Consider the following 24,459-nt stretch of genomic DNA (forward strand, 5'->3'; position numbering starts at 1 on the left):
GGAGAACTTGGCTGTTTTATTATTCAGTTAATTTTGCTGATCCCAAATCTTATTGAGTTGAAAAGCATCATCTTGCGGTTGATAACCCAAAGCAACGCGTGCTTGATCGATATCCAACCGAGGAAAAGTATTGTTAGAAATCCCGTTGACCAATAAAAACGGCTCTTGGAGTTCAGCGGATAATGTGCAATCGATCAAATGGCAAAAGTCTCTAGCCGATAAAAAAGTAGCCATCCCTTCAGGACCGGAACTTGGATCAAGTTCGCCTTCTTTTTTAAAGTCGCCGATTCGAATGCCGATGATTTCCTGATTCGTTGTATAAGCATAGTAACTAGCTAAAGCTTCTGCATAAGCTTTAGAGACGCCATATAAGTCAGCAGGGCGAACCGGTTGATTGGTGTGCACTTGGACATTTTGCGGATAAGCATCGACTGCATGAATGGAAGAAGCAAAAATGATGCGTTTTACATTAACGCTCTCTTGAGTAGCTTGATGGAACAGATTATAAGGGATTTTATAGTTCAAATCTAATAACGTGTCGTAGAATTCAGCATCTGGGCTAGGATCGCCGGCCAAGTGCAAGACATATTCAATGCCGTCTAATAATCCAACCCAATTTTTTTCAATGGATAAATCCAAATCTTTTATTACAGTTCCAGCTAGAAGTTCCGGATCGATATCAGAAAAATGAATATCAACTAACGTTAATTCATGATTGTTTTTTAAATGTTTCGTAATGACTTGTCCAATCGTTCCGGTTGCACCTGTAATTAAAATTCGTGCCATTCAATGATTCCTCCTTGTCAATAAAATAAAAAAAGAGAAAAAAGGCACCACAACTGCAGTGCCTTTTAAAAGTTAAATTAGTTATTGTTGCGATCAGCACGTTCATCCGCGCGATCTTTCATATCGTCTTTTGTTTCGCCGACTTTTTTCTCTACTTCGCCTTTAGCTTTTTGAGCTTTCCCTTCAGCTTGTTTGCCTACGTTATCGGTAGCGTCACCATAAGCGTCTTTAGCTGAACCGACCGCTTTGTCTTTCATACCTTTTAATTTGTCTTTCATACTGTTATCTTTGTCTGCCATGTTGTTTTCCTCCTAATAAGTATATTATTTAAAAAACAATTCTCACTGCTGTACAAGTTGTGCTGGTAAAGAGTTCAAAAACAACTTGTGACAAAAGTGTGAACCTCTCTTACAACTAAAGTCTAACGTGTTTATTTTAAAAAATCAAACGATAACCCTTTCACCTTAGTGTCAAGATATTCTCGGGAAAGGCATAAAAAAGGCAAAACCTCTTCTTATCCCTGACACTTAGAGCGTTTGCTGATTTTTCGGTTGGTTTTTCTTATAGCAAAATGTTCGGATCCGAACATTTTCCAAACAACCAACAACCTACTACATCATATAAACTCATTTTTGAGCACAGTGATGAGATAGGGCTCATCAAATTACAAATAGATGGCCGTTTCTCGTACCTTTTACGAGCTAGACAGGCTCTAGCTCTAACCATTCACTCCGAATCTAAGGAAACGGGACAAATAAGCCCTGAACCGAGAGAAGTTTGTCTCGGATCGTGAAAAGCACACCTCTACTGCACGAGTCACACTGATTAGCTGGCAACCCCTTATAGTTAGATCATAAAAGGAAGCCTGTTAAAATGGCATATGAAAGAAGGGTTTCTCTATCACGACGACTATTTTAAAAATTAGCTGGCAACCATTGATCAAATGAATTGTTCTTTTGATTTATAGTCATGAACGGTACAAGTGGTTCGTCTGCTTAATCTTTCGTCTATTATGTGCTAAAATATAAAGATAAACGAAACAATAGGAATTTATTTAGAACTGAGGCGTTTTACAATGAAATTATTAGCAATCGATGCATCCAATCAAGTGATGAGTGTCGCAGTTTTGGAAGATCAAAAAATTATCGGAGAAGTAACGACAAACGTGAAAGGTAATCACAGCCAACGATTAATGCCAGCGATTCATACGTTAATGAAAGAAGTTAATTGGGAACCGTCTGCATTGGACCGAATCGTTGTTGCAAAAGGTCCTGGATCATATACAGGCTTGCGAATTGGAGTGACGATCGCAAAAACACTAGCTTGGACATTAGATAAGGAAATAGTCGGCGTTTCTAGCTTAGCTGTATTAGCAGGCAACTGTGAAGAGTCGCCGAACTATTTAGTGCCGTTATTTGACGCTCGACGCGGCAATATTTATACAGGTTTGTATCAATGGCAAAAAGGGGAATTAGTCCAAATTGAAGCAGATACTCATATTTCAGCGGAGAAATGGGCTGTTTTTTTAAGTGGTTTACCTGGAACATTTGAATTGATTGGTGAAGATCGTTTATTACACCAAGAGATTTTTGAACAACATTTATCTGGACGGATAACTGAAGCGCCTTTGAAAGATCATTTGCCCAAAGCCGGTGTTTTAGGATTATTAGGGATAACGAAAGTGCCGGAAGATGCCCATACCTTAGTCCCAGATTATTTAAAGCTGGCAGAAGCGGAGGAAAATTGGCGTAAAGAGCATCCAGATCAGCTGGAGGAAACGTATGTTGAAAAAATTTAGAGAGTGGTTCGCGATGAACCGAGCAGCACTGAATAAAGCAGAAGGACAATCTTGGCCGACGACATTAGCAAACCGAGTTCATCTATCAACGGCTGTGATGCGGTTGGAAGACGACCAAGCTTTTCAATGGTTCGTAGCAACAGATGAAGATATTCCAGATATTGTCCGTATCCAAGAACTCAGCTACAACGGAAGTGCTCCTTGGAATAAAAAGGCATTGGAGCATGAAATCAATCACAATACACGTGCGCTGTATTTGATTGTAAGAGACCAAGAACGCCCGCTAGCCTTTATTGGCGCTTGGTTTGTTGAAGAAGAAGCTCATATCACCAATATTGCAGTAGTACCTGCTGAACGAAACAAGGGAATTGCACTGCGTTTAATGAAAGAAATGATGCAATTGGCACAAAAAGAAGACATGGTGAAAGTCAGTTTAGAAGTACGAGTTTCAAATGTTGCGGCTCAGCACTTATATCGAAAATTAGGCTTCAAAGACGGAAAAGTAAAAAAAGAGTATTATGCTGGAGATCATGAAGATGCTTTAGAAATGAGTTTATTGTTAAGAAAGAGGGATAGTTATGAACCGCATTAAAACTGAATCTCGGGAAATTCAGTTTGTTTTCCCAGAAGAAGTGCTATTGTCTAGTGAACAAATTCATCAACTGGCTGAAGCTAGTTACTCTAATGGTTCGCCTTGGACAGCAGAAAACTTCTCGACAGATTTAGAAGCTCCGTTTGTTGGGTATGGTTTTGCAATCAAACATCAAAAAGCGATAGGCTTTATTGGTTACCACCATTTTTTAGGCGAAGCAGAGATTACGAATTTTGGGGTGGATCATGCCTATAAAAACCAAGGAATCGGCAGCCAATTTTTAGGTGCCTGTTTAAATCATTTAAGCGAAAATGGAATGGAACAACTTTTTTTAGAAGTACGTTCCAGCAATAAAGCAGCCATTGCCGTTTATCAAAAATTAGACTTTGAAAAAGTAGCTGTACGCAAAGCTTATTACAGGAATCCCGTAGAAGATGCGCAAGTGATGCGCTATAGCAAGTTAGTGAACGGCGACTAAAAATGTCAGGTAGAAGAGAGTGAAAGCATGGAAACCAAACGAAATTTAATTTTAGCAATTGAAACAAGTTGTGATGAAACTAGTGTGGCAGTAGTCGAAAATGGGCATCGCTTGTTGTCGAATATAGTCGCTTCACAAATCAAGAGCCATATGCGTTTCGGCGGAGTAGTCCCAGAAATTGCAAGCCGGCATCACGTTGAACAGATTACGCAATGCATTGAAGAAGCATTGGAAGAAGCCTCAGTTGCTTACCAAGAATTATCGGCAGTTGCCGTAACAAATGGTCCTGGATTAGTGGGAGCATTACTGATCGGCGTTAATGCAGCTAAAGCGATTGCGTATGCTCATAACTTGCCTTTAATTGCCGTTAATCATATGGCAGGACACATTTATGCCAATCGATTGATCCAGCCGCTGGTTTTCCCGTTATTGGCTTTAGTGGTCAGCGGAGGACATACTGAATTAGTGTATATGGAAGAAGATGGAAAATTTGAAATCATCGGCGAGACTCGAGACGATGCAGCCGGAGAAGCCTATGATAAAATTGGCCGGGTCTTAGGACTGCCTTATCCGGGCGGCAAACGCATTGATGAGATGGCACAAATCGGCAAAGATACGTATCATTTCCCGCGAGCAATGTTGAAAGATGATAATTATGATTTTAGTTTTAGTGGGTTAAAAAGTTCTTTTATCAACTTAGTCCACAATGCTAAACAAAAAGGCGAGGAACTAGATGCTGATAATTTAGCGGCTAGTTTTCAAGCAAGTGTTGTGGAAGTGCTCGTAACAAAAACAATCCGGGCCGCTAAGGAATTGGGAGTTAAGCAGCTAGTCTTAGCTGGCGGTGTCGCTGCAAATCAAGGCTTACGAAACGGATTATCAAAAGCGATGGCTCAAGAGTTGCCGGAAGTGGAGTTCTTGATCCCGCCTTTGGCACTGTGTGGAGACAATGCCGCCATGATTGGCGCTGCAGCCTATATAGAATACAACCAACAACAATTTGCAGATTATGATTTGAATGCACAACCAGGTTTAACCTTTGATAGTTATGAAGTCACATTGTCTTGATGATTAAAATAATATTGAAGCAAAAAAGATTAAGTTCAATTGGACTTAATCTTTTTTGGCTTTATCTAATACATTTTTTAACAGCAGTGTCTGCAATTCAACCAATTCAGAAAGCAAAATAGCAGTATAAAACTATGGTAAAATTGAAAAGTATAGAAGTTTAGAAAAGAGTATCAATAAGTTTCTTACAATTCAACAGGTATTAAGATTCAGGAAGGAAGTACAAAAAAATGGATTTTGAAACAGTTATGCAGGAGCTTGAAGCTTTGGGCAAGGAAAGAATGAAGAAAATGTACCTATCTAATGGAGCCCACGAGCCGCTTTTTGGTACGGCTACAGGCGCTATGAAACCCATCGCAAAGAAAATAAAAATAAACCAACCGTTAGCTGAAGAGCTTTATGCTACAGGGAATTATGATGCCATGTACTTTGCAGGTATTATTGCCGATCCAAAAGCCATGACAGAGTCGGACTTTGAGCGCTGGATTGATGCAGCCTATTTTTATATGCTGTCCGATTACGTGGTGGCCGTAACATTATCTGAGTCAGACCATGCACAAGATATTGCCGATAAATGGATTGCAAGCGGTCAAGCGCTGAAAATGTCAGCAGGCTGGAGTTGTTACTGTTGGCTTTTAGGAAACCGTCCAGACAATGAATTTTCTGAAAGTAAGATGTCTAATATGCTTGATATCGTGAAAAATACGATTCATGATTCGCCAGAGCGGACGAAAGCTGCTATGAATAATTTTCTATACACTGTGGGAGTATCATTTTCACCACTAAACGAAAAGGCTAGTGAGACTGCAGCAGAAGTAGGCATCGTAGAAGTCAAGCGGGAAAAGAAACAAAACAGTTTTCTAAACGCTTATGAAAGTATTCAAAAAGAGATGGATAAAGGAAAGTTAGGTTTCAAACGCAAATATGTAAGGTGTTAACATTAGCTTCGTATGAGAAGTTGAAGTTAGTGATTAGACGAAGCGGATAAGTGAGAGAAATTTTTTCGGAAACTTCATTCCCTTAAGAACTATGAATACGATTGACAAAGAATTATTTAACCTCAGTTGTTTGTAGAAAAAAGGACATAGCCTATTAGTCTTATAAAATAGGCTATGTCCTTTTAAATTTAGTTAATTGTTTTCAGTTTAGATCTTTTGAAGCAAGGTTTGCTTCAAAAGATGTCGATCAATCACTGAGCTCTTCTAATTCAATGCTTTTTTCTTCCCACTCTGCTAAAATACCGTCAAGCTGGGAGTGTAGAGCAGTTAATTCTTGATTGATTTCTTGTACTTTTACATGATCGCCAAACACTTCAGGTTCGGTCAACTGCAATTCAAAAGTTTCGATATTTTGTTCGATAGCGGACATGTCGGTTTCCAGTGTGTCGACTCGGCGTTTCAATTGTCGGACCAGTTTTTGGGCATCTTTATCGATTTCGCGTTTGTTTTTTCCGGTGGAGTTAGTGGGCTTGGATGGAATGCCTTTTTGTTCTAGCTCTTCTGCTTCAGCAAGTTGGCGGAGTTCTTCTTGCTGGGCTTTTTTCTCCAGATAATAGTCATAATCTCCCAGATAAAGGGTACTGCCTTCTGCCGATAATTCTACCACTGAAGTCGCTAACCGATTAATAAAGTAACGGTCATGCGAAACAAATAAAAGTGTGCCGTCGAAATCGATCAAAGCATTCTCTAACACTTCTTTGCTGTCAATATCTAAATGGTTGGTCGGCTCATCCAAAATCAAAAAATTATCGCGGTGCATAGACAGTTTAGCTAAAGCTAGACGAGCTTTTTCTCCACCGCTTAGACTAGTGACCGCTTTTTCAACATCTTCGCCTGTAAACAAAAAGCTGCCCAAAATGCTGCGGATATCTTTTTCAGGAGTTGTTGGGTGACTGTCCCATAATTCGCTTAAAACAGTTTTGTTGGAATTCAAATTAGCTTGTTCTTGATCGTAATACCCTAAATCAACATTAACCCCTAATTGCTCACTGCCTTGAATCAATGGCAACTGGCCAATCAAAGACTTTAATAAGGTCGATTTTCCGATCCCGTTCGGTCCGACTAAGGCAATTGAATCGTATTTGCGAACTTCTAAATCAATCGGAGCAGATAGGATTTGGCGTTCATACCCAATAGCTCCATCGGCTAAGGTCAACACCATATTGCCGCTTTCTTTTCCGGATTGAAAACGAAAATGAGCTGATTTTTCATCGCCTTGCGGTCGATCGATTCGCTCCATTTTCTCTAGTTGTTTCCGGCGGCTTTGTGCTCGTTTGGTTGTAGAAGCCCGAACCAAGTTGCGGTTAACAAAGTCTTCTAATTTAGCGATTTCTGTTTGCTGCTTTTCAAATTCTTTCCATTCGCGTTCTAATTGAGCTGCTTTTAAATCTAGGTACTTGGAGTAATTTCCTTTATAATGAGTGATTTTTTGACGGCTGATCTCGTAAACTTCGTTGACGACTTTGTCTAAAAAGTAACGGTCATGTGAAACGATCAATAATGCCCCGCGATACATTTGCAAATAGTTCTCTAACCAATCCAATGTTTCGATATCCAGGTGATTAGTCGGCTCATCCAAAATCAATAAATCTTTTTTTTCTAATAACAGTTTAGCTAGCGCTAAACGTGTTTTTTGGCCACCTGATAATTGATGGATCTTTTTTTGATAGTCTTCTTCGTAAAAACGGAAGCCATGCAAAACAGAACGGATCTCGGCTTCGTAACCGAATCCGTTAGCTGCTCGAAAGTCGTGTTGCAATTGATCGTAGCGTTCTAAGGTTTTTTGATAAGCTTCTTTATCGGCTAACAGTCCTGGGTCGCCCAATTGAACTTCAATGGCACGCATATTTTTCTCGATTTGGATCACAGGTTCGAAAACGACCAGCATTTCATCCCAAATGGTTTTCTCGGATTGCAAGCCGGTATTCTGTGCTAAATAACCAATCGTAATATTTTTACTCTTAACGATCTGTCCAGCATCAGGTTGTTCAATTTCTGCAATCATTTTTAATAAGGTCGATTTTCCGGCACCGTTTCGACCCACTAAAGCAACACGTGCATTTTCTTGGATTTCTAAGTAAATATTTTCAAACAACACATCTGCTCCAAAATAACGAGCTACATGTTGGACTTGTAGTAAAATCATGTCATTTCCTCATTTCATAGTTCTCTTTTATAGTTTAGCATAGAACGAAACATTCTGATATTATTCGAACAGATTTTTTTGGGTCAGAAACCCTTGATTCACAAGCGAAGTTTGTGAATGTTCACAAGCAGAAAAGTGCCTCTATCATTTTTTTGGAAAAAATAACGTCCTAAATACTAGTAATATCATAAAACTATGCTATAATTGCTTAGTTGAAACAAAAAATCGCTTGTGAAGTTTCGTTTAAATCGGAATAATTGTGAAAAAATATTTGATTAATTAACTGACTGAAAATAATAAAGTGGAGGAAAAGAAATGTCCAATTTAAAAGTACCAAAAGCAACGGCAAAAAGATTGCCGATTTATTACCGTTATTTGCGTTTTTTGCATGATGCAGGCAAAGAACGTGTTTCTTCGACTGAATTAAGTGCAGCAGTAAAAGTTGATAGTGCTACTATACGCCGTGACTTTTCTTATTTTGGAGCTTTAGGAAAAAGAGGTTATGGTTATGATGTTGAAGACTTGATGAATTTTTTCAGCAAAACATTGAAACAAGATCGTTTGACTAACGTAGCTTTAATTGGTGTAGGGAATTTAGGCCATGCTTTATTGAATTACAATTTTCACCAAAGCAATAATATGCGGATCAGCGCTGCCTTTGATATCAATAAAGAAATCGTTGGAACTATCCTAAGCGGAGTACCTGTTTATCCGATGAGCGAAATGGTTGAACAACTTCGCTTACAGCAAATCGAAGTGGTCATTTTAACGGTACCTACGGAAGTAGCCCAAGAAACCACAAATGATTTAGCAGAAGCAGGAGTTAAAGGTATCATGAACTTTACGCCTATCCGGATTTCTGTACCAAAGAGTATACGTGTTCAAAATGTTGACTTAACAAATGAATTACAAACGTTGATTTATTTCTTAGATCATTACAATACAGATAAAGATAAAGACAAGAAAGACGAAGAATAAAAAAAGCGGCAACCTTATTTAGGTTTGCCGCCTTTTTTTATCTTCAAATAAATTTCAAGAATTTTAGACCCTCGGATAAAATCATTGGTTGCGAAGATAACAAACAAAATTGGGAAAATACCCCAACCATCTGAGGATACGGAGTTGATGGTAAACCAAACAAAAAGAACAGCCATCAAGTAATTAAAAACAATTTGCATGATAAAATTTTTATTATTCATATAGTAAAAAAATTCCTTTCTCTATTAACAAGCCTTATAAGAATAAGTTGAGTAAAACCACTACTGTATTCATCAGTACATGTGCGATAATCGGAGTGGCGATGTTTTTAGTTTTTACGTACAGATAAGAGAACACAAAACCGATCGTTGAATAAAGCAGAATGTGACTGTCAAAATGCATGAAAGCAAACAGTAATGAGCTAATGACCGCTGCTCCAACTCCACCTGTGATATCATAGAAGAACCCAAAAATAACTTTTCGGAAAACAAATTCTTCCATAATCGGTGCCATAATAGAAACAATGATCAGGTATAGAGGGTATTTGTCGATGGACAATAAAATTTGTTGTGTGTTTTCTGAGCCCATGGGTAAGCCTAGTAAAAAAATTTCAATCAAGGTAGCCGCATATTGAGCAGCTAAGGCCATAAAAATACCCAGTATTCCCCAAAGAATAACGGTAGACCGTGGTGCTGAAGGACTCAATGTAATGCTGTTCCGGATATTCGATTTTCGGTTAAGCAGAAGCATAACGAAGGCGCCTGCAGTAAAAGAAAAAAGATTCCCATAAATCAAAGCTTCTGTTTGGTAACTTTGAGGAGCTAAGACAATGATCAAAACCGGTAAAAACTGTGCCAGAATGTAAACCAGCGTCATAACAATAGCGGTGTGACTTAGTGCTTTTTTCATATGTGTTTCCGAACCTTCTTTTTTAGAAGTAATGGTACTTCTTTATTTAATTTCTCGTTGAACCAAAAGCTTCATTATGCAAAGAAAAATGAAGCATAATCTTATTATAATGAAATAAGTTTCATTTTTCAGTATAACATAAGATGTTCAGCAATGTTTAACCTTTTGTATCCTTTTAAGCAGTACAAGCGAAGGATAAGAATCAAAAAAACAGTTTTTTCGGTTCTTATTTTCGTCAAAAGACTTGCAATTGAAAGCGAATTTGATTATGATAAAAGAGTGGTTTAGCACTCGGTATTAAAGAGTGCTAAATAGAGATGAATCAGATAAGAAAGATGGAGGGATTTACGTGTTAAAACCATTAGGAGAGCGTGTCATTATTGAAGTCGCCAAAGAAGAAGAGAAGACTGTCAGCGGGATTGTTTTACCAGGTTCAGCGCAAGAAAAACCCCAAACTGGATCGATCATTGCAGTCGGCGAAGGTCGCATACTGGAAAACGGTTCAAAAGTTGAATTGTCTGTCAAAGTTGGCGATACGGTATTGTTTGAAAAGTATACTGGGACAGAAGTCAAATATGAAGGCAAAGAATATCTTGTATTAAGAGAACAAGATATCGTTGCAATTGTTGAATAACAACTAAACAAATAAACGAATAAAAATAAAAGTTAACGAAGCAACACAAATCTATCGATGAGGTGAAGTAAAAATGGCAAAAGATATTAAATTTTCAGAAGACGCCCGTGCAGCAATGTTACGCGGAGTGGATATTTTAGCAGATACAGTCAAAGTTACATTAGGACCCAAAGGAAGAAACGTTGTTTTAGAAAAATCTTTCGGTTCTCCTTTGATCACCAATGATGGTGTAACGATCGCCAAAGAAATCGAATTAGAAGATCATTTTGAAAATATGGGAGCTAAACTAGTTGTTGAAGTAGCTTCAAAAACCAATGATATTGCTGGTGACGGTACTACAACAGCTACTGTTTTAACACAAGCCATCGTTCGTGAAGGATTAAAAAACGTAACTGCTGGAGCTAACCCGGTCGGTATTCGCCGTGGAATCGAATTGGCAACTAAAGTAGCCGTTGAAGAATTATTGAATATTTCTAAAAAAATCGAAACAAAAGAATCGATTGCACAAATTGCTGCTATTTCATCAGGCGATGAAGAAACAGGTCACTTGGTTGCAGATGCAATGGAAAAAGTTGGCAACGACGGTGTCATTACGATTGAAGAATCTAAAGGAATTGAAACAGAATTAGATGTTGTTGAAGGAATGCAATTTGATCGTGGTTACTTATCACAATACATGGTAACAGATAACGATAAGATGGAAGCCGTTCTAGAAAACCCGTATCTATTGATCACAGACAAAAAGATTTCGAATATCCAAGATGTTTTGCCTTTATTAGAACAAATCTTGCAACAAGGTCGCCCATTATTGATCATTGCAGATGATGTTGATGGAGAAGCACTGCCAACATTAGTTTTAAATAAGTTGCGTGGAACATTCAATGTTGTAGCCGTTAAAGCTCCTGGTTTTGGAGATCGTCGTAAAGCAATGTTGGAAGATATCGCTATTTTGACTGGCGGAACTGTTATTACAGAAGATTTAGGATTAGAATTGAAAGATACAAGTATTGCTGAATTAGGACATGCAGCTAAAGTAGTTGTGACAAAAGAATCGACAACTATCGTTGAAGGTGCTGGTTCTTCAGATAACATTATGCAACGTGTAGCGTTGTTGAAATCACAAGCTGCTGAAACAACTTCTGAATTTGACCGCGAAAAATTGCAGGAGCGTTTAGCAAAACTTTCTGGCGGAGTGGCTGTGATCAAAGTTGGTGCAGCTACTGAAACAGAATTGAAAGACCGCAAGCTTCGTATTGAAGATGCTTTGAATGCAGCACGTGCAGCTGTTGAAGAAGGAATTGTTTCCGGTGGAGGAACCGCCTTGATCAATGTTCAAGCCAAAGTTGCTGAAATCGTTGCTGAAGGCGATGTGGAAACTGGCGTGAAAATCGTTTTACGTGCTTTAGAAGAACCTATCCGTCAAATCGTTGCCAATGCTGGTCTTGAAGGATCCGTTATTGTTGAAAAACTGAAACATGTCGAAATGGGGATGGGCTTCAATGCAGCTACTAACGAGTGGGTCAATATGATTGATGCAGGTATTGTTGATCCAACAAAAGTTACACGTTCAGCACTTCAAAACGCTGCAAGTGTTGCGGCATTGTTGTTGACAACTGAAGCAGTAGTAGCAGACCAACCAACGCCAGATGCGCCAATGGGTGGCGGCATGATGGATCCCGGTATGGGCGGTATGATGTAAGAAGGATTTGTAGAGTAATTCTTAGTGAAATATCAACATTTTGCTAACTTTTGATTTTAAAACAATTAAATTTGATTGATTAGAGAAGACCTTTTGTGAGTTCACTGAACTTATAAAAGGTCTTTTTTTGATTTTAAAAACCTATAAAAGATAGTTTCAAACCGTAGCTTTTACCGGTATACCAAGCTTTAAAAAAGTAAAAGAAGCGGCGTGAAAAAATGAAGGGAATGAGGGACAGAAAATGATCAGAAAGTATTTGAAAAGAATTTTTATTAGGGACTACGATCTCTTTGCGATAAAATTAGGTTATCAAAAATGGAAAGAGGCTAAAGAAAATACGTTTGCCATTTTTTATTCTGAACGGGATGCTTGGTGGTTTGCTACCGAACTCCCAGATAATAAGTGGGCGGTTTGGAATGATGAAGGCCAAATGCCGCACCCTTTTACCGTGTTTTCTACCTGGGGAGAAGCTATTGGTTATCTTCGTGAAGTATTTGAACAAGAAGGATTCCCTGAACAAAATTGGAAACCCGAAGGTTACAATGAAGGAGAGGATGTCTTTCTAAAAAGGCCAGATAAAAAAATGTGCGAAGAGGTTAGATTATTTGTAATGGAACGGTCTTTCGAATAACATGTTAATATTTATCATTTGGAAGGTGAAGAAGATTAGCGCTATGCACTCAGCTAACTGATGCAAAACCGATTGTATGGAAGGGTTATTCTGGGGAACCGACTTGTCCTTTTACTTCTTTCAAGCTTAGTCTTATCGCTTTACTCTATTTTCCGTTTTGATATACTTGTGATACTATTCGCTGCATCTTTTATTAATGAAGAGAATATGGTTTAGCGAATAAGAACTGGCTGATAACAGTACTCTAAAACAGGCGGTGTCAAATGAAAAAAACAACTGGAACTATCTTATTAATGATCAGCAATATTTTATCTACAGGAACGCTGATAGTTATTTCCTATGGATTGGTTAGGCTCAGCACCATAGAAATCGCAGGGGCGCCTCCTTCCTATACAGAGGCGATTCAAATCATATTCATAGCTTTAATGTTCGAAGCGGTGAAGTGGTTTAGTTTTTACCAAGTTGTTTATAAAAACAAAACTTTCTATCTGGTCCCTTATCTTTTATTGAGTATTTTATTAGCTACTGCAGGGTTCAGACAATTGTTAGCATTACTTTTGGGAATTCTTTATTTTATTTCAACGGTGCTGCTGTTTTTCGCAACTAAAGACATTCAAACTAAAAGCGAACCGCTTTTAACGGATAATAGCGAAACAGGAAAAACTCTCAAAACGAGATTAGAGAAAACAGGATTTTTTTTATTGACTGCCGCTACCATTTATAATGGAATCGGTTTGGTGCATTCGTTGGTGACAATGGAACCGTACTTAAGAAACAAACCAACGGTTTTAGTGCAAGTCATTCTCATACCGTTAATGGTGATGCTAGTGTCTTTTTATGCGTTGGTTAAATTATGGGAAAACCGTTATTCTCTTTGGAAATACTTATTTCTGGTATTAGCGATTTCTTATGGGTTCTCAAGTTTAAAGCTGTGGTTTATTGGAAAACAAGCCGGTATTTCATTTATGGCATTTGACTCTAATCCGATTGCGATTTTTATAGCAACACAAGCAATGCTTGTTGGAATTTATTTAATTGGTTTTACGCTATTAACTAGAGAAGCACACCGTAAATGAGAAAAGAGGTTGGGACAAAAGTCCCAACCTCTTTTGCATATCCGAATATTTATTCTAGAACGTGTTCCAAAAAGCAGACCCGACGTCCACTTCACGAATAATGCTCGATGGTCTGTGACCATACAGCGCTTATCCGTTCCAGTTTCCTTAGCCCTTGCAGCTTTAGCTGCTTAGGGATACGGTATGCGAAGTAGAAGATTCGGGTCTAAACGCTTTTTGTCTCACTCCCTTTTTTTATTTTTTAGAAACTAGAATTTTCAAAATACTATTACCAGGGATTTGCGGCGGCAACGACCGGGTGGTGATTGGTTCAGGAATTAAAAAAACAGTGACAGAAGTTCCAGCCTTGATATCTTCAACATTCACTTTTTCATGAGTTTCAGCATTTAGAAGGGGAACTTCTTTTGTTAAAAGAATGACTTCATCAAAAGAAAGGGAGCGTTCATTTGCTTCAACCGGTTTTAAGTTGCTTACTGTAAGCTGCTGCTCATTGGTTATGCCGTCTTCTTTTACAGTTCCGTTGTATTCCACACTTTCTGTTGGTGAAGAGCCAGAAAAGGAATGTGCGGAGTCGGATGTACTGTCTTTTTTACAAGTCTGCATCCACTAAGAAATAAAATAATTGTTAACATAACAGTTAGACTGAGATTCTTTTTCACTTTGAACCAGCTCCTTTATTTTGGCTTATTTAGTCTCTGCTTTCAATCTATACTGAATGTATTCAAAAGTAAACTGGAGAGCATTTACCAAACAATATGTCGCTTGTTTTTCATTTCAAGAGCTCTTTTCTTCTATTCGGCAAGCGAATGGAGTAAACTAAGAGGATAGAAAGGTTATTTTTTAAGGAGGTAAATCAATGAGTTTTTTATCTATTATTATCCAAGTGGTCTTAGGGATCTTATTTTTAGCGTTTGGTTTTATTAAATTCAGCTCTAAACGAAGAGCGGAGGCATTTGATCGCTATGGTTACCCTCAGTGGTTCAGGCCGGTTTCTGGAGTCATTGAAATTATTGCAGCTATTTTAGTTCTTTATGGCATTATCAATCAAACTTCAGCAGCGTGGGGTGGAGCACTAATTACAATCATTATGATAGGAGCTGTTTTTACTCAAATTAAAATTAGAGATCCTTTACAAAAAATCTTGGTGCCAGTTGCAGTCTTGATCTTAGGGGTACTGATCATGGTTTTGAATTGGCCCTTTATTTTAGGACAATAAAATTAAATAAAACAAAAAAACGGTTCTCTTTGAGAACGTTTTTTTATGATTACTCAAGGAAAAACAAGTGGTCTTTTCTCTGTTATAAAAGGAAGAATCTCTTGGGAAAACAGAGTGATAAAGATGTTTTTGGAGTTTTTATGGTATGATATTAAGCAAGAAAGCAAATTAGTAGTTGGGAGAGAGTCACATGAATAAGGTCTATCCAGATGATAGTTGGGCGTTACATACCGATCTGTATCAAATCAATATGATGAAAACCTATTGGGAATTGGGGAAAGCAGATAATCATGCGGTATTCGAATGCTATTTTAGAAGCAATCCATTTGAAAGCGGCTATGCTATTTTTGCAGGTTTAGAACGCGTCATATCCTATATTAATCAATTAAAATTTTCTGAAACAGATATCGAGTATTTAAGAGATGTTGGCGATTATCCAGAGTCGTTTTTGGAGTATTTAGCTGAGTTCAAGTTTAGAGCCACGATTCGTTCTATGGTGGAAGGCGAGGTTGTCTTTGCCAACGAACCTATTATTCAAGTTGAAGGACCTCTGGTAGATTGCCAATTTGTTGAAACAGCAATTTTAAATATTGTCAATTATCAAACGTTGATCGCGACAAAAGCTTCACAAATCAAAACGGTCGTCGGGAATGAGCCTGTTTTAGAGTTTGGATCAAGAAGAGCTCAAGAAATGGACGCTGCTATTTGGGGAACGAGAGCTTCTTATATCGGAGGCTGCGATGCTACAAGCAACGTGCGAGCTGCAAAAATATTCGGTATCCCAGCCAGCGGAACACATGCTCACTCTCTAGTCCAAGTCTATCGGAATGACTATGAGGCTTTTAAAGCTTATGCACTGACGCATAAAGATTGTGTTTTTTTAGTGGACACATACGATACGCTAAAATCAGGCGTTCCAACAGCTATTAAAGTTGCCAAAGAAATGGGCGACAGCATCAACTTTTTAGGTGTTCGATTAGACAGCGGAGATATGGCCTATATTTCTAAAAAAGTCCGCCAACAATTAGATGCCGCTGGTTTTCCGGAAGCTAAAATTTATGCTTCGAATGATTTAGATGAAAAAACCATTTTAAATTTAAAAATGCAAGGAGCCAAGATCGATGTCTGGGGTGTGGGGACAAAATTAATTACGGCTTATGACCAACCAGCACTAGGAGCCGTATATAAGCTGGTTTCCATTGAAGATGAAAATGGCCAAATGGTTGATACATTAAAAATTTCCAGCAATGCGGAAAAAGTTTCGACCCCCGGTAAAAAACAAGTTTGGCGAATCACTGGTAACGACGACGGAAAATCAGAAGGCGACTACATCACTTTGTGGGAAGAAAAGCCAGATGAAGCAAAAGAATTATTTATGTTTCACCCAGTCCATACGTACATCAATAAAACAGTGACCAATTATACAGCTCGTCCATTGTTGCAAGAGATCTTTGTAGATGGTGAACAAACTTATGTACTGCCATGCTTGGGAGAAATCAAAGACTATGCGACAGCGAGTTTAGATGCTCTATGGGAAGAATACAAACGGAGCTTGAATCCAGAGCCTTATCCGGTAGATTTGTCTCAGGACGCATGGGATCATAAGATGAACTACATTGCGGCTATTCGAAAAAAAATCAATGAACAAGAGTTGTAAGAAAAAATGCAAAGCAGCAAGCCCAAAAGAACCGTTTTTTAGCGGTTCTTTTTTGTTTGGCGGTTTGAAAAAATAGAGAGCTTGCCTGAATTGTGCTATACTAAACAGCAGAAAACAACATAGAAAGAGGTTGGAAAGATGACAAACTTACAAGAAAAAATCATTAAAGAATTGCATGTTTTGCCTGAAATAGATGTTCAGCAAGAAATTCGGAAAAGTGTGGATTTTTTAAAAGCTTATCTTCATAAACACCCTTTTTTAAAGACTTTAGTGTTGGGCATCAGCGGCGGACAAGATTCAACATTGGGCGGGAAATTAAGCCAAATCGCATTAACGGAAATGCGAGAAGAGACCGGTGATACTGAATACGGTTTTATTGCTGTTCGCTTACCCTATGGGGAACAAACGGATGAACAAGATGCAATCGATGCGATAGATTTTATTGGGGCTGATGAAAGCGTACGGGTCAATATCAAATCTGCTACGGATGGAATCGTTACAGCATTGGAAGAAACCGGTGTGGAAATAAACGATTTTGTCAAAGGAAACATCAAAGCGCGGCAACGAATGATCGCTCAATACGCTATTGCTGGAATGTATCAAGGGGCAGTCGTCGGCAGCGATCATGCAGCTGAATCGGTGACGGGTTTCTACACTAAGTACGGGGATGGCGGTTCAGATATTAATCCACTCGTGCGTTTAAACAAACGTCAAGGAAGAGCCATGCTTCAGGCTTTAGGTGCTCCTGAACACTTGTACCTGAAAATTCCGACAGCTGACTTAGAAGACAACAAACCTGGATTGGCTGATGAAGTGGCTTTAGGGGTAACTTACGATGAAATTGATGATTACCTTGAAGGGAAAACGATCGATCCGGCAGCCGCTAGACAAATTGAAAGTTGGTACCTTAAAACAGAACACAAGCGGCACTTGCCGATTACTATTTTTGACGATTTTTGGAAATAATGTCATCGATTAAAGAACTAATTAAAAAGGCTGTTCTTAGGTTGAGAAGAACGGTCTTTTTCTTTAGGTAGAAAAGATTCAGGTTTTGTTAGAAAGAGAGGGAAAGCAGTGAATACAGAATGGATTTCGATTGTTGTTCCATGTTTTAATGAAGAACAAGCTTTGCCATTATTCTATTCTGAATTGGAAGCTGTGCGTAAGAAACTCATAAACGCTGACATTGAATATATTTTTGTCAATGACGGTTCTAAAGATCGTACGTTAAAAGTCATTAAAGAATTTGCTAGTCAAAATCCAATCCGTGTAAGGTACTTATCTTTTTCTAGAAATTTTGGAAAAGAAGCAGCTTTAGCTGCCGGACTGCAACATGCTAAGGGCGATTATGTGGCTGTAATGGATGCCGACTTGCAAGATCCGCCAGAGTTGCTGCCAGAAATGCTGGCGTTGTTAAGAACTAAAGCCTATGACTGTATCGGAACTTGCCGCATTACGCGTAAGGGGGAACCACCCATTCGTTCATTTTTTGCCAAACGTTTTTACCAGCTAATGAATCGAATTTCAGATACTGAATTTGTTGATGGTGCTAGAGACTATCGCTTGATGACCAGGCAAATGGTTGACGCTGTTCTTTCTGTTAGTGAAGTGAATCGTTTTTCAAAAGGCATTTTCAGCTGGGTCGGTTTTGAAACCTATTATTTGCCTTACGAAAATAAAGAACGTGTGGCTGGAAAATCTTCATGGTCTTTTTGGAATTTGTTTAAGTACTCATTAGATGCGATTGTCAATTTTTCTGAGATACCGCTGACGATTGCTTCATTTGTCGGATTATTCTCTTTTGTTTTAGCTATCTTCTTCTTAGGAGTTATCATTATCCGCACATTGATTTTTGATGATCCAACAGCCGGCTGGCCTTCATTAGTAACAATCATCTTAGCGATTGGCGGCCTTCAACTTTTTTGTTTAGGAATTGTAGGGAAATATTTAGGGAAAACTTACTTAGAGACAAAAAAACGGCCATTGTATATTTTAAAAGAAACGGACCAAGATCAAAAAGAAAAAAACTGAAGTAAACCGTTTTGCTGAGGTAAAAGGGAGGTTAAAGAGATGTTGAAAACTTCTCGTTGGCAACAACAAAAACGTCATGCAGCCGAACAACCGTTAATGAGCCAACTATTAAAAGAGTTGGGGCTAACTTTAATCAGCGGCTTTTTAGTTGCAAGTGTTTCAAATTTTATACTGCAAGTGTTTCAAAACCAATTTAGTACAGAATTGGCGTTCAAATTTATCTTTGAATGGCATACAGAATTATTTTTATTGGGAACCAGTGTGCTTCTTATTCTTTACTTGTGGCTGGTCAGTTTGATCGGCAGTCGACGTATAGGGGCCTTAGTATTGCTAGTATTGGCTTTAGGAATGGGAATCACCACACAACAGAAGATGGCCTTTCGTGAAGAGCCGATGTATCCTTCAGACTTTGCGATGGTCACGAATCTGCCTTTTTTACTTAAAATGATGGATGCTAGAGTTTTATGGTTGAGCGTAGCTGGAATAGGCATCCTTCTTGTAGGAGGATATTCTTTAATCAAATACTTCCGGAAACGAAATAAAACAACTGGTTATCAGAGAAAACCATTAAACAAAGGTTTGCGAGCAGGCTTACTCGTTTTATCCAGTATGGCTTTAGTTTACATCAATGCTTTTAATGATCCGGGGAATAGGGTCAAAGCAGCTTACAATGATTATGCTTATTGGATTCCGTACAGCCAAGAAATGAATTATTACAATAATGGTTTTGTTGGCGGTTTTTTATACAATTTAAATGTGTCCCCAATGGAGAAACCAGTGGGCTATTCAAAAAAACGTATCGAGCAATTAGTGGAAAAGTACGAAAAACAAGCTCAAACGATCAATAAGACAAGGACAGCTGTCTTAGACGATGTAAATATAATTTATGTGATGAATGAAAGCTTTTCAGACCCCACTGCATTAGCCCATGTTGGAGTATCACAAGATCCGATACCGAAAATCAGAACTTTAATGGAGCAGCACACAAGCGGCAATATGTTGTCGCAAGGCTATGGCGGAGGCACGGCGAATATTGAGTTCGAAGCTCTGACCGGGTTATCAATGGAACCTTTTGTTTCTAACTTAAGCACTCCTTATACCCAAATGCCTTCTCGCTTAAACCAGGTGCCATCGGTCGTTTCGTACTTACAGCAGTTAGGACATGCGACAACCGCGATCCATCCCTATAACACCTCGATGTACAAGCGCAAACAAGTCTATGAGGAAATGGGATTTGATACCTTTATTCATGAAGGCACGATGACATATGATGACAAACTTGAAAACAATCCGTATATTTCTGATTATGCAGCGTATCAAGAAATTCTCGCTAAACTGCAAGAAACAGATCGAGCGGATTTTGTTCATCTGGTAACCATGCAAAACCATATGCCTTATGCAACGAATTATCCGTCTACAGCATTCAAAGGCAGTCACACAGCTGATGATTCGGAAGCGGCTAATTATTATCAAGGCTTAGCCTATAGCGACGATGCTTTAAAAAATTTCTTGGACCAATTGCAGGATTTAGCAGAAGACACGATCGTTGTTTTTTGGGGTGATCATTTGCCAGGTTTTTATGGAGATGAAGTGGTAGCGGCCAATGATGAATTAACGATGCACCAGACGCCGGTCTTGATTGCTTCAACTAAAAAGAGTGAAAACGAAACATTGGATACCATTAGCCCCATCTATTTCATGAACCATGTTTTAAAAGCAGCAGGTGCGCCGGTTACTCCTTACTACGCGCTGCTGATGGAATTGGAAGACGTTTTACCGGCTTTTGAAAAAGGGATTTACCTCGAAAAAGGGTCGCAGACTGCAAAACAGTCAAGGGAAGAATTGACCGCGCCAACGCTGGAGATTCTACAGGATTATGACTTATTGCAATACGACACGACTGTTGGAGAGAACTACAGCAAAACAGCACACTTTTATTCAGAATAAGTGTGCTGGTTTTTCTTGACTTATGGTCTATACCATTTATAATAGAGAGTGACAAAGCGAAGGAGGAGAAAAAATGACAACAACTGTATGGATAAATGCTACCATTTATACAGGCAAAGAGAAAATCGAAGATGGGTTTATCCGTTACCAAGAAACCATTACAGACATCGGTAAAATGGCTGATTTCAAGAAAACTGAAAGCGATGCCGTTATTGATGCAGCTGGAAAAATATTAGTTCCAGGTTTTATTGATGTACACAGCCATGGTGGTTATAATTGGGACAGTATGGATGCTGATCCAGATGAAATCAACCAAATGATCCATGAAATGCAGAAAGAAGGAATAACATCTTACTTTCCAACGACCATGACGCAGTCTTATGAGAATATTGAAAAAGCCATGGTAGCCATTAAAGAAGCGGCAAAGACCAACCCGGTGATTCAAGGCATTCATCTTGAAGGACCTTTTGTATCTGCGGTATTTAAGGGAGCACAACCCGAAGAATATATTGCCATTCCTGATGCTGCTATGATGGACAAATGGAATGAGCTAAGCGGCGGATTGATCCGCTTAGTGACCTATGCTCCTGAAACAAGTGATGCTGCTGAATTTGAGCAATATTGTGTGGACCATAATATCGTCCTTTCAGTCGGTCACAGCAATGCGACGCGTGCTCAATTAATGGATTCAAAGGCTTCTCATATCACTCACTTATACAATGCTCAAAGAGGGTTGCATCATCGTGAACCTGGTGTTACGGGGCATGCATTCTTAGAAAAAGATATTTACTCGGAAATGATCGTTGACGGTTACCATATTACTCCTGATATGGTTAAAATTGCTTATCAAGCCATTGGACCAGATCATATCGAATTGATCACCGACTCTATGCGCGCTAAAGGCTTGTCAGACGGTGAAAGCGAATTGGGCGGACAAAAAGTATTTGTTAAAGACAAGCAAGCTAGATTGGCAGACGGTACATTAGCGGGAAGCGTATTGGAATTTCAAGATGCTTTTAGAAATATGCTGGCTTTCACAAGTTGCGGTATCGAAAATGCCGTTAAGATGAGTTCAGTCAACCAAGCAAGAGAATTCGGATTGTCTCAAAAAGGCACACTCGAAGTTGGAAAAGATGCAGATATGGTCGTTTTCGATCATGGATTAGCACTGGAACAAACCATTAGCTTAGGGAAAATGATTTTATAAAAACTACTACAAAAAGGATGGGGAAATAATGGAAACGATTATTGTAAAAGACAACATTGAAGGCGGAAAAAAAGCATTTGAATTGATTAAATCAGGGATGGCAGAAGGCGCAAAAGTTTTGGGCTTAGCAACAGGCAGCACACCCGTTCCAATGTACAAAGCGATGGTTGAGAGTGATTTAGACTTTTCAGATATGGTAGCTCTTAACTTAGATGAATATTTTGGATTGGCAGCTGACAATCCGCAAAGCTACCACTATTTTATGGAAGAACAATTATTTTCACACAAACCGTTTAAAGAAACGTACATTCCAAATGGATTGGGAGAAGAAAAAAGCGAATGTGCTCGCTACGATCAAGTGATCGTCGATCATCCAATTGATATTCAAATTTTAGGAATCGGGACAAATGCACATATCGGTTTTAATGAACCCGGCACATCATTTGATACGACTACTCGTAAAGTTGCTTTAACAGAATCAACCATTGAATCAAATAAACGTAATTTTGATACGGTTGAAGAAGTTCCGCGTTATGCTTATTCAATGGGTATCCAAAGCATTCTTTCAGCTAAGAAAATCATTCTGATGGCCTTTGGCGAAGAAAAGGCGGAAGCCATCAAAAAAACACTTGAAGGACCTGTTACAGAAGAGGTTCCAGCAAGCGTCTTGCAACAACATGGAAATGTTGTTTTGATCGTAGACGAAGCAGCTGCAAAATTGATCCAACAGTAGGGGGATAAACATGGGTAAGGAAACACCGATTTATATTCAAATTCATAATCAAATGCGTAAGGATATTGAAAATGGCATTTGGAAAGTTGGCGACCGTATCCCTTCTGAAAGAGACTTGGCTGTTCAGTTTAAAGTCAGTCGGATGACTTTAAGACAAGCCGTCCAAACCTTAGTAGATGAAGGCATCTTAGAGAGAAAAGTCGGTTCTGGAACATATGTGTCCAGTAAAAAAGTTCAGGAAATTATGGTGGGAATTGCTAGTTTTACAGACATCATGCTGTCACAAGGACGAACACCGACAAGCAAAACGATTTCGTATCATGTCAAACCAGCTAGTGTGAGTGAAGCTGAAAATTTAAAATTGGCTGAAGAAACAATGGTTTTACGGATGGAACGAATTCGGTATGCCGATGATATTCCGATCTGTTTTGAAGTAGCTACGATTCCATTTAGTCTCGTTGAAAACCTGAGCAAGCAAGAAATCACTCGTTCACTTTATCGAGCATTAGAAGAAGAAAAAGGGTTACATGTGGGGCATGCGGAACAAACGATTTCAGCTATGCTGGCTTCTGAAAAAATTGCTGATTATTTGGCTATCAAACGCGGACAAGCTATTTTGCGGTTGAAACAAATCAGTTATTCCAAGACCGGTTTGCCTTTTGAATACGTTCGTACTCAATATGTTGGCGAACGATTTGAGTTCTTTCTTGAAAAAAATAGCTGAAAAATAGAATATAAAAAGAAAGGCTGACTGCAACAAACCCGTTGCAGTCAGCCTTTCTTTTCAATTTAAGTACAGCAGCGAATGAAAAAGCTGCTTAAGGAAGTTCTCCAGAACCGAAAGGCATACTAGAACTAGAATCATCTATTGTATCTTGTTGTTCCAAACCTAAGTGTTGCCGAAGTTCTTCTTTCAACGCAACCAATTTCACTTCATCTGGCAGCCAGACAAAAACATCTTGTCCATAAGAAGGAAAGTATTCGTAAGCTTCTTCGCCCTCTAATTGAAGGGTTTCGATGTGCTGTGAAGCACTAGTATAATTCGTTGCAATGGCCCACAAATCGCGACCTTTGAAGCTTGTTTCAACATTTGGACCAACAGCGTTAAAGATTTTGCTGAAGTTGGTTAAGCTTTTAATGGAGATGGTTTCGTTGATAATTTCAGTCACGACTTCTCGTTGGCGTTCTTGACGTCCCCAGTCGCCAGCAGGATCATCATAACGCATACGAGCATATCCTAAAGCTTGATCGCCGTTTAAATGCTGGATGCCTTTGTCGATATGGATTTCGCCTTCTTTGTCTTCAATATCCTGCACATCAAATTCTAAAGGCGAGTCGACCGTGATACCGCCAAGAGCATCGACCAAAACGACTAGGCCTTGCATATTGATTTGAGCATAATAATGAATAGGGATATTCAAGAAGTTTTCTATTGTTTCTACAGTCATTGGAATGCCGCCATAAGCATAACTAGCATTGATTTTGTCTATTCGGCCATCCGGCAAGGTCACACGTGTATCTCTCGGAATAGAAAGCAAGCGGACATCTTCCGTTTCAGGATTGATAGTCGCGATGATAATGGAGTCCGCTCGTCCGACATCTCCTGGTCGCTTATCAACTCCCAGCAATAAAACGGAAAAGGGATCTTTGTTGGTTAAGACAATTTTTTCATCCGCATTCATTGATGTTTCAGGTAGATCAGATCCTTGAATGGAATCCAGAAAATGATTGGCAGAAAGTACTAGGTAAGTAGCATAAACGGATCCAGCCAAGATGATGATAGCGAGAGTAATTAAAAGCGTATGCATTCGTTTCTTTTTTCGTTTTTCTTTTATTCGATTTAAGCGCATCATTTTTCTCCTATATCTGTATGAT

At 38.9% G+C, this 24,459-nt stretch carries 25 protein-coding genes; 18 read left to right on the top strand and 7 right to left on the bottom strand.

Annotated features, from left to right (window positions below; all coding sequences use genetic code 11):
• Positions 1-27: 27 nt before the first annotated feature.
• Positions 28-786: an NAD-dependent epimerase/dehydratase family protein gene (locus JHE06_RS01800; RefSeq protein WP_201089200.1), complete on the bottom strand. Its 759-nt coding sequence runs from the start codon at positions 784-786 to the stop codon at positions 28-30.
• 77 nt (positions 787-863) lie between these two features.
• A complete protein-coding gene (locus tag JHE06_RS01805; protein WP_201089202.1) occupies positions 864-1,085 on the bottom strand; it encodes a CsbD family protein in 222 nt (73 codons plus the stop codon).
• Between the two features lie 776 nt (positions 1,086-1,861).
• Here JHE06_RS01805 and tsaB point away from each other — a divergent pair.
• The 5 genes from tsaB to JHE06_RS01830 all read left to right on the top strand — a co-directional run bounded on the left by tsaB (position 1,862) and on the right by JHE06_RS01830 (position 5,660).
• Positions 1,862-2,584, top strand: coding sequence for a tRNA (adenosine(37)-N6)-threonylcarbamoyltransferase complex dimerization subunit type 1 TsaB (gene tsaB, locus JHE06_RS01810; RefSeq protein WP_201089204.1), 723 nt, complete (start codon positions 1,862-1,864; stop codon positions 2,582-2,584).
• A complete protein-coding gene (rimI, locus tag JHE06_RS01815) occupies positions 2,568-3,176 on the top strand; it encodes a ribosomal protein S18-alanine N-acetyltransferase (protein WP_058919868.1) in 609 nt (202 codons plus the stop codon). Before tsaB ends, rimI (JHE06_RS01815) begins: the two co-directional genes overlap by 17 nt.
• Complete coding sequence (gene rimI, locus JHE06_RS01820) at positions 3,163-3,654, top strand: ribosomal protein S18-alanine N-acetyltransferase (protein ID WP_058919869.1); 492 nt, start codon at positions 3,163-3,165, stop codon at positions 3,652-3,654. Before rimI (JHE06_RS01815) ends, rimI (JHE06_RS01820) begins: the two co-directional genes overlap by 14 nt.
• 27 nt (positions 3,655-3,681) lie before the next feature.
• On the top strand, positions 3,682-4,722 hold the full coding sequence (tsaD, locus tag JHE06_RS01825) for a tRNA (adenosine(37)-N6)-threonylcarbamoyltransferase complex transferase subunit TsaD (RefSeq protein WP_201089206.1): 1,041 nt from the start codon (positions 3,682-3,684) through the stop codon (positions 4,720-4,722).
• A gap of 230 nt (positions 4,723-4,952) precedes the next feature.
• Entirely contained in the window at positions 4,953-5,660 is a 708-nt protein-coding gene (locus JHE06_RS01830) for a DNA alkylation repair protein (protein WP_201089208.1), read from the top strand.
• A gap of 247 nt (positions 5,661-5,907) precedes the next feature.
• On the opposite strand, the gene abc-f is transcribed toward JHE06_RS01830, so the two are convergent.
• Positions 5,908-7,866, bottom strand: coding sequence for a ribosomal protection-like ABC-F family protein (abc-f, locus tag JHE06_RS01835; RefSeq protein WP_201089210.1), 1,959 nt, complete (start codon positions 7,864-7,866; stop codon positions 5,908-5,910).
• A gap of 315 nt (positions 7,867-8,181) precedes the next feature.
• Between abc-f and JHE06_RS01840 the strand changes: the two genes are divergently transcribed.
• Entirely contained in the window at positions 8,182-8,844 is a 663-nt protein-coding gene (locus JHE06_RS01840) for a redox-sensing transcriptional repressor Rex (protein WP_058919873.1), read from the top strand.
• Between the two features lie 14 nt (positions 8,845-8,858).
• Here JHE06_RS01840 and JHE06_RS01845 read toward each other — a convergent pair whose 3' ends face one another.
• Complete coding sequence (locus JHE06_RS01845; protein ID WP_058919874.1) at positions 8,859-9,065, bottom strand: YdiK family protein; 207 nt, start codon at positions 9,063-9,065, stop codon at positions 8,859-8,861.
• 34 nt (positions 9,066-9,099) lie between these two features.
• The gene (locus JHE06_RS01850) at positions 9,100-9,753 is read right to left on the bottom strand and encodes a CPBP family intramembrane glutamic endopeptidase (RefSeq protein WP_201089212.1); all 654 of its coding nucleotides are present in this window, start codon (positions 9,751-9,753) and stop codon (positions 9,100-9,102) included.
• Positions 9,754-10,102: 349 nt separating this feature from the next.
• Between JHE06_RS01850 and groES the strand changes: the two genes are divergently transcribed.
• From groES to JHE06_RS01870, 4 genes are all read left to right on the top strand, one after another.
• Positions 10,103-10,387, top strand: a complete 285-nt coding sequence (gene groES / locus JHE06_RS01855) for a co-chaperone GroES (RefSeq protein WP_058919876.1) — start codon at positions 10,103-10,105, stop codon at positions 10,385-10,387.
• Between the two features lie 73 nt (positions 10,388-10,460).
• Positions 10,461-12,086 carry a chaperonin GroEL gene (gene groL, locus JHE06_RS01860; protein WP_058919877.1) on the top strand — a complete coding sequence of 542 codons (1,626 nt, stop codon included), beginning with the start codon at positions 10,461-10,463 and terminating at the stop codon, positions 12,084-12,086.
• A gap of 241 nt (positions 12,087-12,327) precedes the next feature.
• The gene (locus JHE06_RS01865) at positions 12,328-12,717 is read left to right on the top strand and encodes a hypothetical protein (protein WP_201089214.1); all 390 of its coding nucleotides are present in this window, start codon (positions 12,328-12,330) and stop codon (positions 12,715-12,717) included.
• A gap of 263 nt (positions 12,718-12,980) precedes the next feature.
• Entirely contained in the window at positions 12,981-13,793 is an 813-nt protein-coding gene (locus tag JHE06_RS01870) for a hypothetical protein (RefSeq protein WP_201089216.1), read from the top strand.
• Between the two features lie 234 nt (positions 13,794-14,027).
• Here the strand turns inward: JHE06_RS01870 and JHE06_RS01875 are convergent, their stop codons facing one another.
• Positions 14,028-14,396: a hypothetical protein gene (locus tag JHE06_RS01875; RefSeq protein WP_201089218.1), complete on the bottom strand. Its 369-nt coding sequence runs from the start codon at positions 14,394-14,396 to the stop codon at positions 14,028-14,030.
• Between the two features lie 253 nt (positions 14,397-14,649).
• On the opposite strand from JHE06_RS01875, the gene JHE06_RS01880 reads away from it, so the two are divergent.
• The 8 genes from JHE06_RS01880 to JHE06_RS01915 all read left to right on the top strand — a co-directional run bounded on the left by JHE06_RS01880 (position 14,650) and on the right by JHE06_RS01915 (position 23,308).
• Positions 14,650-15,009: a DoxX family protein gene (locus JHE06_RS01880; protein WP_201089220.1), complete on the top strand. Its 360-nt coding sequence runs from the start codon at positions 14,650-14,652 to the stop codon at positions 15,007-15,009.
• Positions 15,010-15,199: 190 nt separating this feature from the next.
• A complete protein-coding gene (locus JHE06_RS01885) occupies positions 15,200-16,666 on the top strand; it encodes a nicotinate phosphoribosyltransferase (protein ID WP_058919881.1) in 1,467 nt (488 codons plus the stop codon).
• A 138-nt stretch (positions 16,667-16,804) separates the two neighbouring features.
• Positions 16,805-17,632 carry an ammonia-dependent NAD(+) synthetase gene (gene nadE / locus JHE06_RS01890; RefSeq protein WP_201089222.1) on the top strand — a complete coding sequence of 276 codons (828 nt, stop codon included), beginning with the start codon at positions 16,805-16,807 and terminating at the stop codon, positions 17,630-17,632.
• 108 nt (positions 17,633-17,740) lie between these two features.
• Complete coding sequence (locus JHE06_RS01895; protein ID WP_201089224.1) at positions 17,741-18,697, top strand: glycosyltransferase family 2 protein; 957 nt, start codon at positions 17,741-17,743, stop codon at positions 18,695-18,697.
• Between the two features lie 39 nt (positions 18,698-18,736).
• Positions 18,737-20,644, top strand: coding sequence for an LTA synthase family protein (locus JHE06_RS01900; protein ID WP_201089226.1), 1,908 nt, complete (start codon positions 18,737-18,739; stop codon positions 20,642-20,644).
• A gap of 73 nt (positions 20,645-20,717) precedes the next feature.
• Complete coding sequence (nagA, locus tag JHE06_RS01905; protein ID WP_058919885.1) at positions 20,718-21,851, top strand: N-acetylglucosamine-6-phosphate deacetylase; 1,134 nt, start codon at positions 20,718-20,720, stop codon at positions 21,849-21,851.
• A 28-nt stretch (positions 21,852-21,879) separates the two neighbouring features.
• Positions 21,880-22,584 carry a glucosamine-6-phosphate deaminase gene (locus JHE06_RS01910; RefSeq protein WP_201089228.1) on the top strand — a complete coding sequence of 235 codons (705 nt, stop codon included), beginning with the start codon at positions 21,880-21,882 and terminating at the stop codon, positions 22,582-22,584.
• Positions 22,585-22,594: 10 nt separating this feature from the next.
• Complete coding sequence (locus JHE06_RS01915) at positions 22,595-23,308, top strand: GntR family transcriptional regulator (RefSeq protein ID WP_058919887.1); 714 nt, start codon at positions 22,595-22,597, stop codon at positions 23,306-23,308.
• Positions 23,309-23,402: 94 nt separating this feature from the next.
• On the opposite strand, the gene JHE06_RS01920 is transcribed toward JHE06_RS01915, so the two are convergent.
• Entirely contained in the window at positions 23,403-24,437 is a 1,035-nt protein-coding gene (locus JHE06_RS01920) for an LCP family protein (protein WP_082664236.1), read from the bottom strand.
• Positions 24,438-24,459 lie beyond the last annotated feature (22 nt).

Origin of the sequence: Carnobacterium sp. CS13, assembly GCF_016653495.1 — a bacterium.
GTDB classification, from domain to species: Bacteria; Bacillota; Bacilli; order Lactobacillales; family Carnobacteriaceae; genus Carnobacterium_A; species Carnobacterium_A antarcticum.

Coding starts and splice junctions, on each gene's coding strand:
- JHE06_RS01850 (WP_201089212.1), bottom strand. CDS start 9,753: ATGAAAAAAGCACTAAGTCACACCGCTATTGTTATGACGCTGGTTTAC.
- JHE06_RS01800 (WP_201089200.1), bottom strand. CDS start 786: ATGGCACGAATTTTAATTACAGGTGCAACCGGAACGATTGGACAAGTC.
- JHE06_RS01870 (WP_201089216.1), top strand. CDS start 12,981: ATGAAAAAAACAACTGGAACTATCTTATTAATGATCAGCAATATTTTA.
- rimI (WP_058919869.1), top strand. CDS start 3,163: ATGAACCGCATTAAAACTGAATCTCGGGAAATTCAGTTTGTTTTCCCA.
- JHE06_RS01865 (WP_201089214.1), top strand. CDS start 12,328: ATGATCAGAAAGTATTTGAAAAGAATTTTTATTAGGGACTACGATCTC.
- JHE06_RS01840 (WP_058919873.1), top strand. CDS start 8,182: ATGTCCAATTTAAAAGTACCAAAAGCAACGGCAAAAAGATTGCCGATT.
- JHE06_RS01875 (WP_201089218.1), bottom strand. CDS start 14,396: ATGCAGACTTGTAAAAAAGACAGTACATCCGACTCCGCACATTCCTTT.
- JHE06_RS01880 (WP_201089220.1), top strand. CDS start 14,650: ATGAGTTTTTTATCTATTATTATCCAAGTGGTCTTAGGGATCTTATTT.
- abc-f (WP_201089210.1), bottom strand. CDS start 7,866: ATGATTTTACTACAAGTCCAACATGTAGCTCGTTATTTTGGAGCAGAT.
- nadE (WP_201089222.1), top strand. CDS start 16,805: ATGACAAACTTACAAGAAAAAATCATTAAAGAATTGCATGTTTTGCCT.
- groL (WP_058919877.1), top strand. CDS start 10,461: ATGGCAAAAGATATTAAATTTTCAGAAGACGCCCGTGCAGCAATGTTA.
- JHE06_RS01920 (WP_082664236.1), bottom strand. CDS start 24,437: ATGATGCGCTTAAATCGAATAAAAGAAAAACGAAAAAAGAAACGAATG.
- JHE06_RS01910 (WP_201089228.1), top strand. CDS start 21,880: ATGGAAACGATTATTGTAAAAGACAACATTGAAGGCGGAAAAAAAGCA.
- JHE06_RS01915 (WP_058919887.1), top strand. CDS start 22,595: ATGGGTAAGGAAACACCGATTTATATTCAAATTCATAATCAAATGCGT.
- rimI (WP_058919868.1), top strand. CDS start 2,568: ATGTTGAAAAAATTTAGAGAGTGGTTCGCGATGAACCGAGCAGCACTG.
- JHE06_RS01885 (WP_058919881.1), top strand. CDS start 15,200: ATGAATAAGGTCTATCCAGATGATAGTTGGGCGTTACATACCGATCTG.
- nagA (WP_058919885.1), top strand. CDS start 20,718: ATGACAACAACTGTATGGATAAATGCTACCATTTATACAGGCAAAGAG.
- JHE06_RS01845 (WP_058919874.1), bottom strand. CDS start 9,065: ATGAATAATAAAAATTTTATCATGCAAATTGTTTTTAATTACTTGATG.
- tsaB (WP_201089204.1), top strand. CDS start 1,862: ATGAAATTATTAGCAATCGATGCATCCAATCAAGTGATGAGTGTCGCA.
- JHE06_RS01830 (WP_201089208.1), top strand. CDS start 4,953: ATGGATTTTGAAACAGTTATGCAGGAGCTTGAAGCTTTGGGCAAGGAA.
- tsaD (WP_201089206.1), top strand. CDS start 3,682: ATGGAAACCAAACGAAATTTAATTTTAGCAATTGAAACAAGTTGTGAT.
- JHE06_RS01805 (WP_201089202.1), bottom strand. CDS start 1,085: ATGGCAGACAAAGATAACAGTATGAAAGACAAATTAAAAGGTATGAAA.
- JHE06_RS01900 (WP_201089226.1), top strand. CDS start 18,737: ATGTTGAAAACTTCTCGTTGGCAACAACAAAAACGTCATGCAGCCGAA.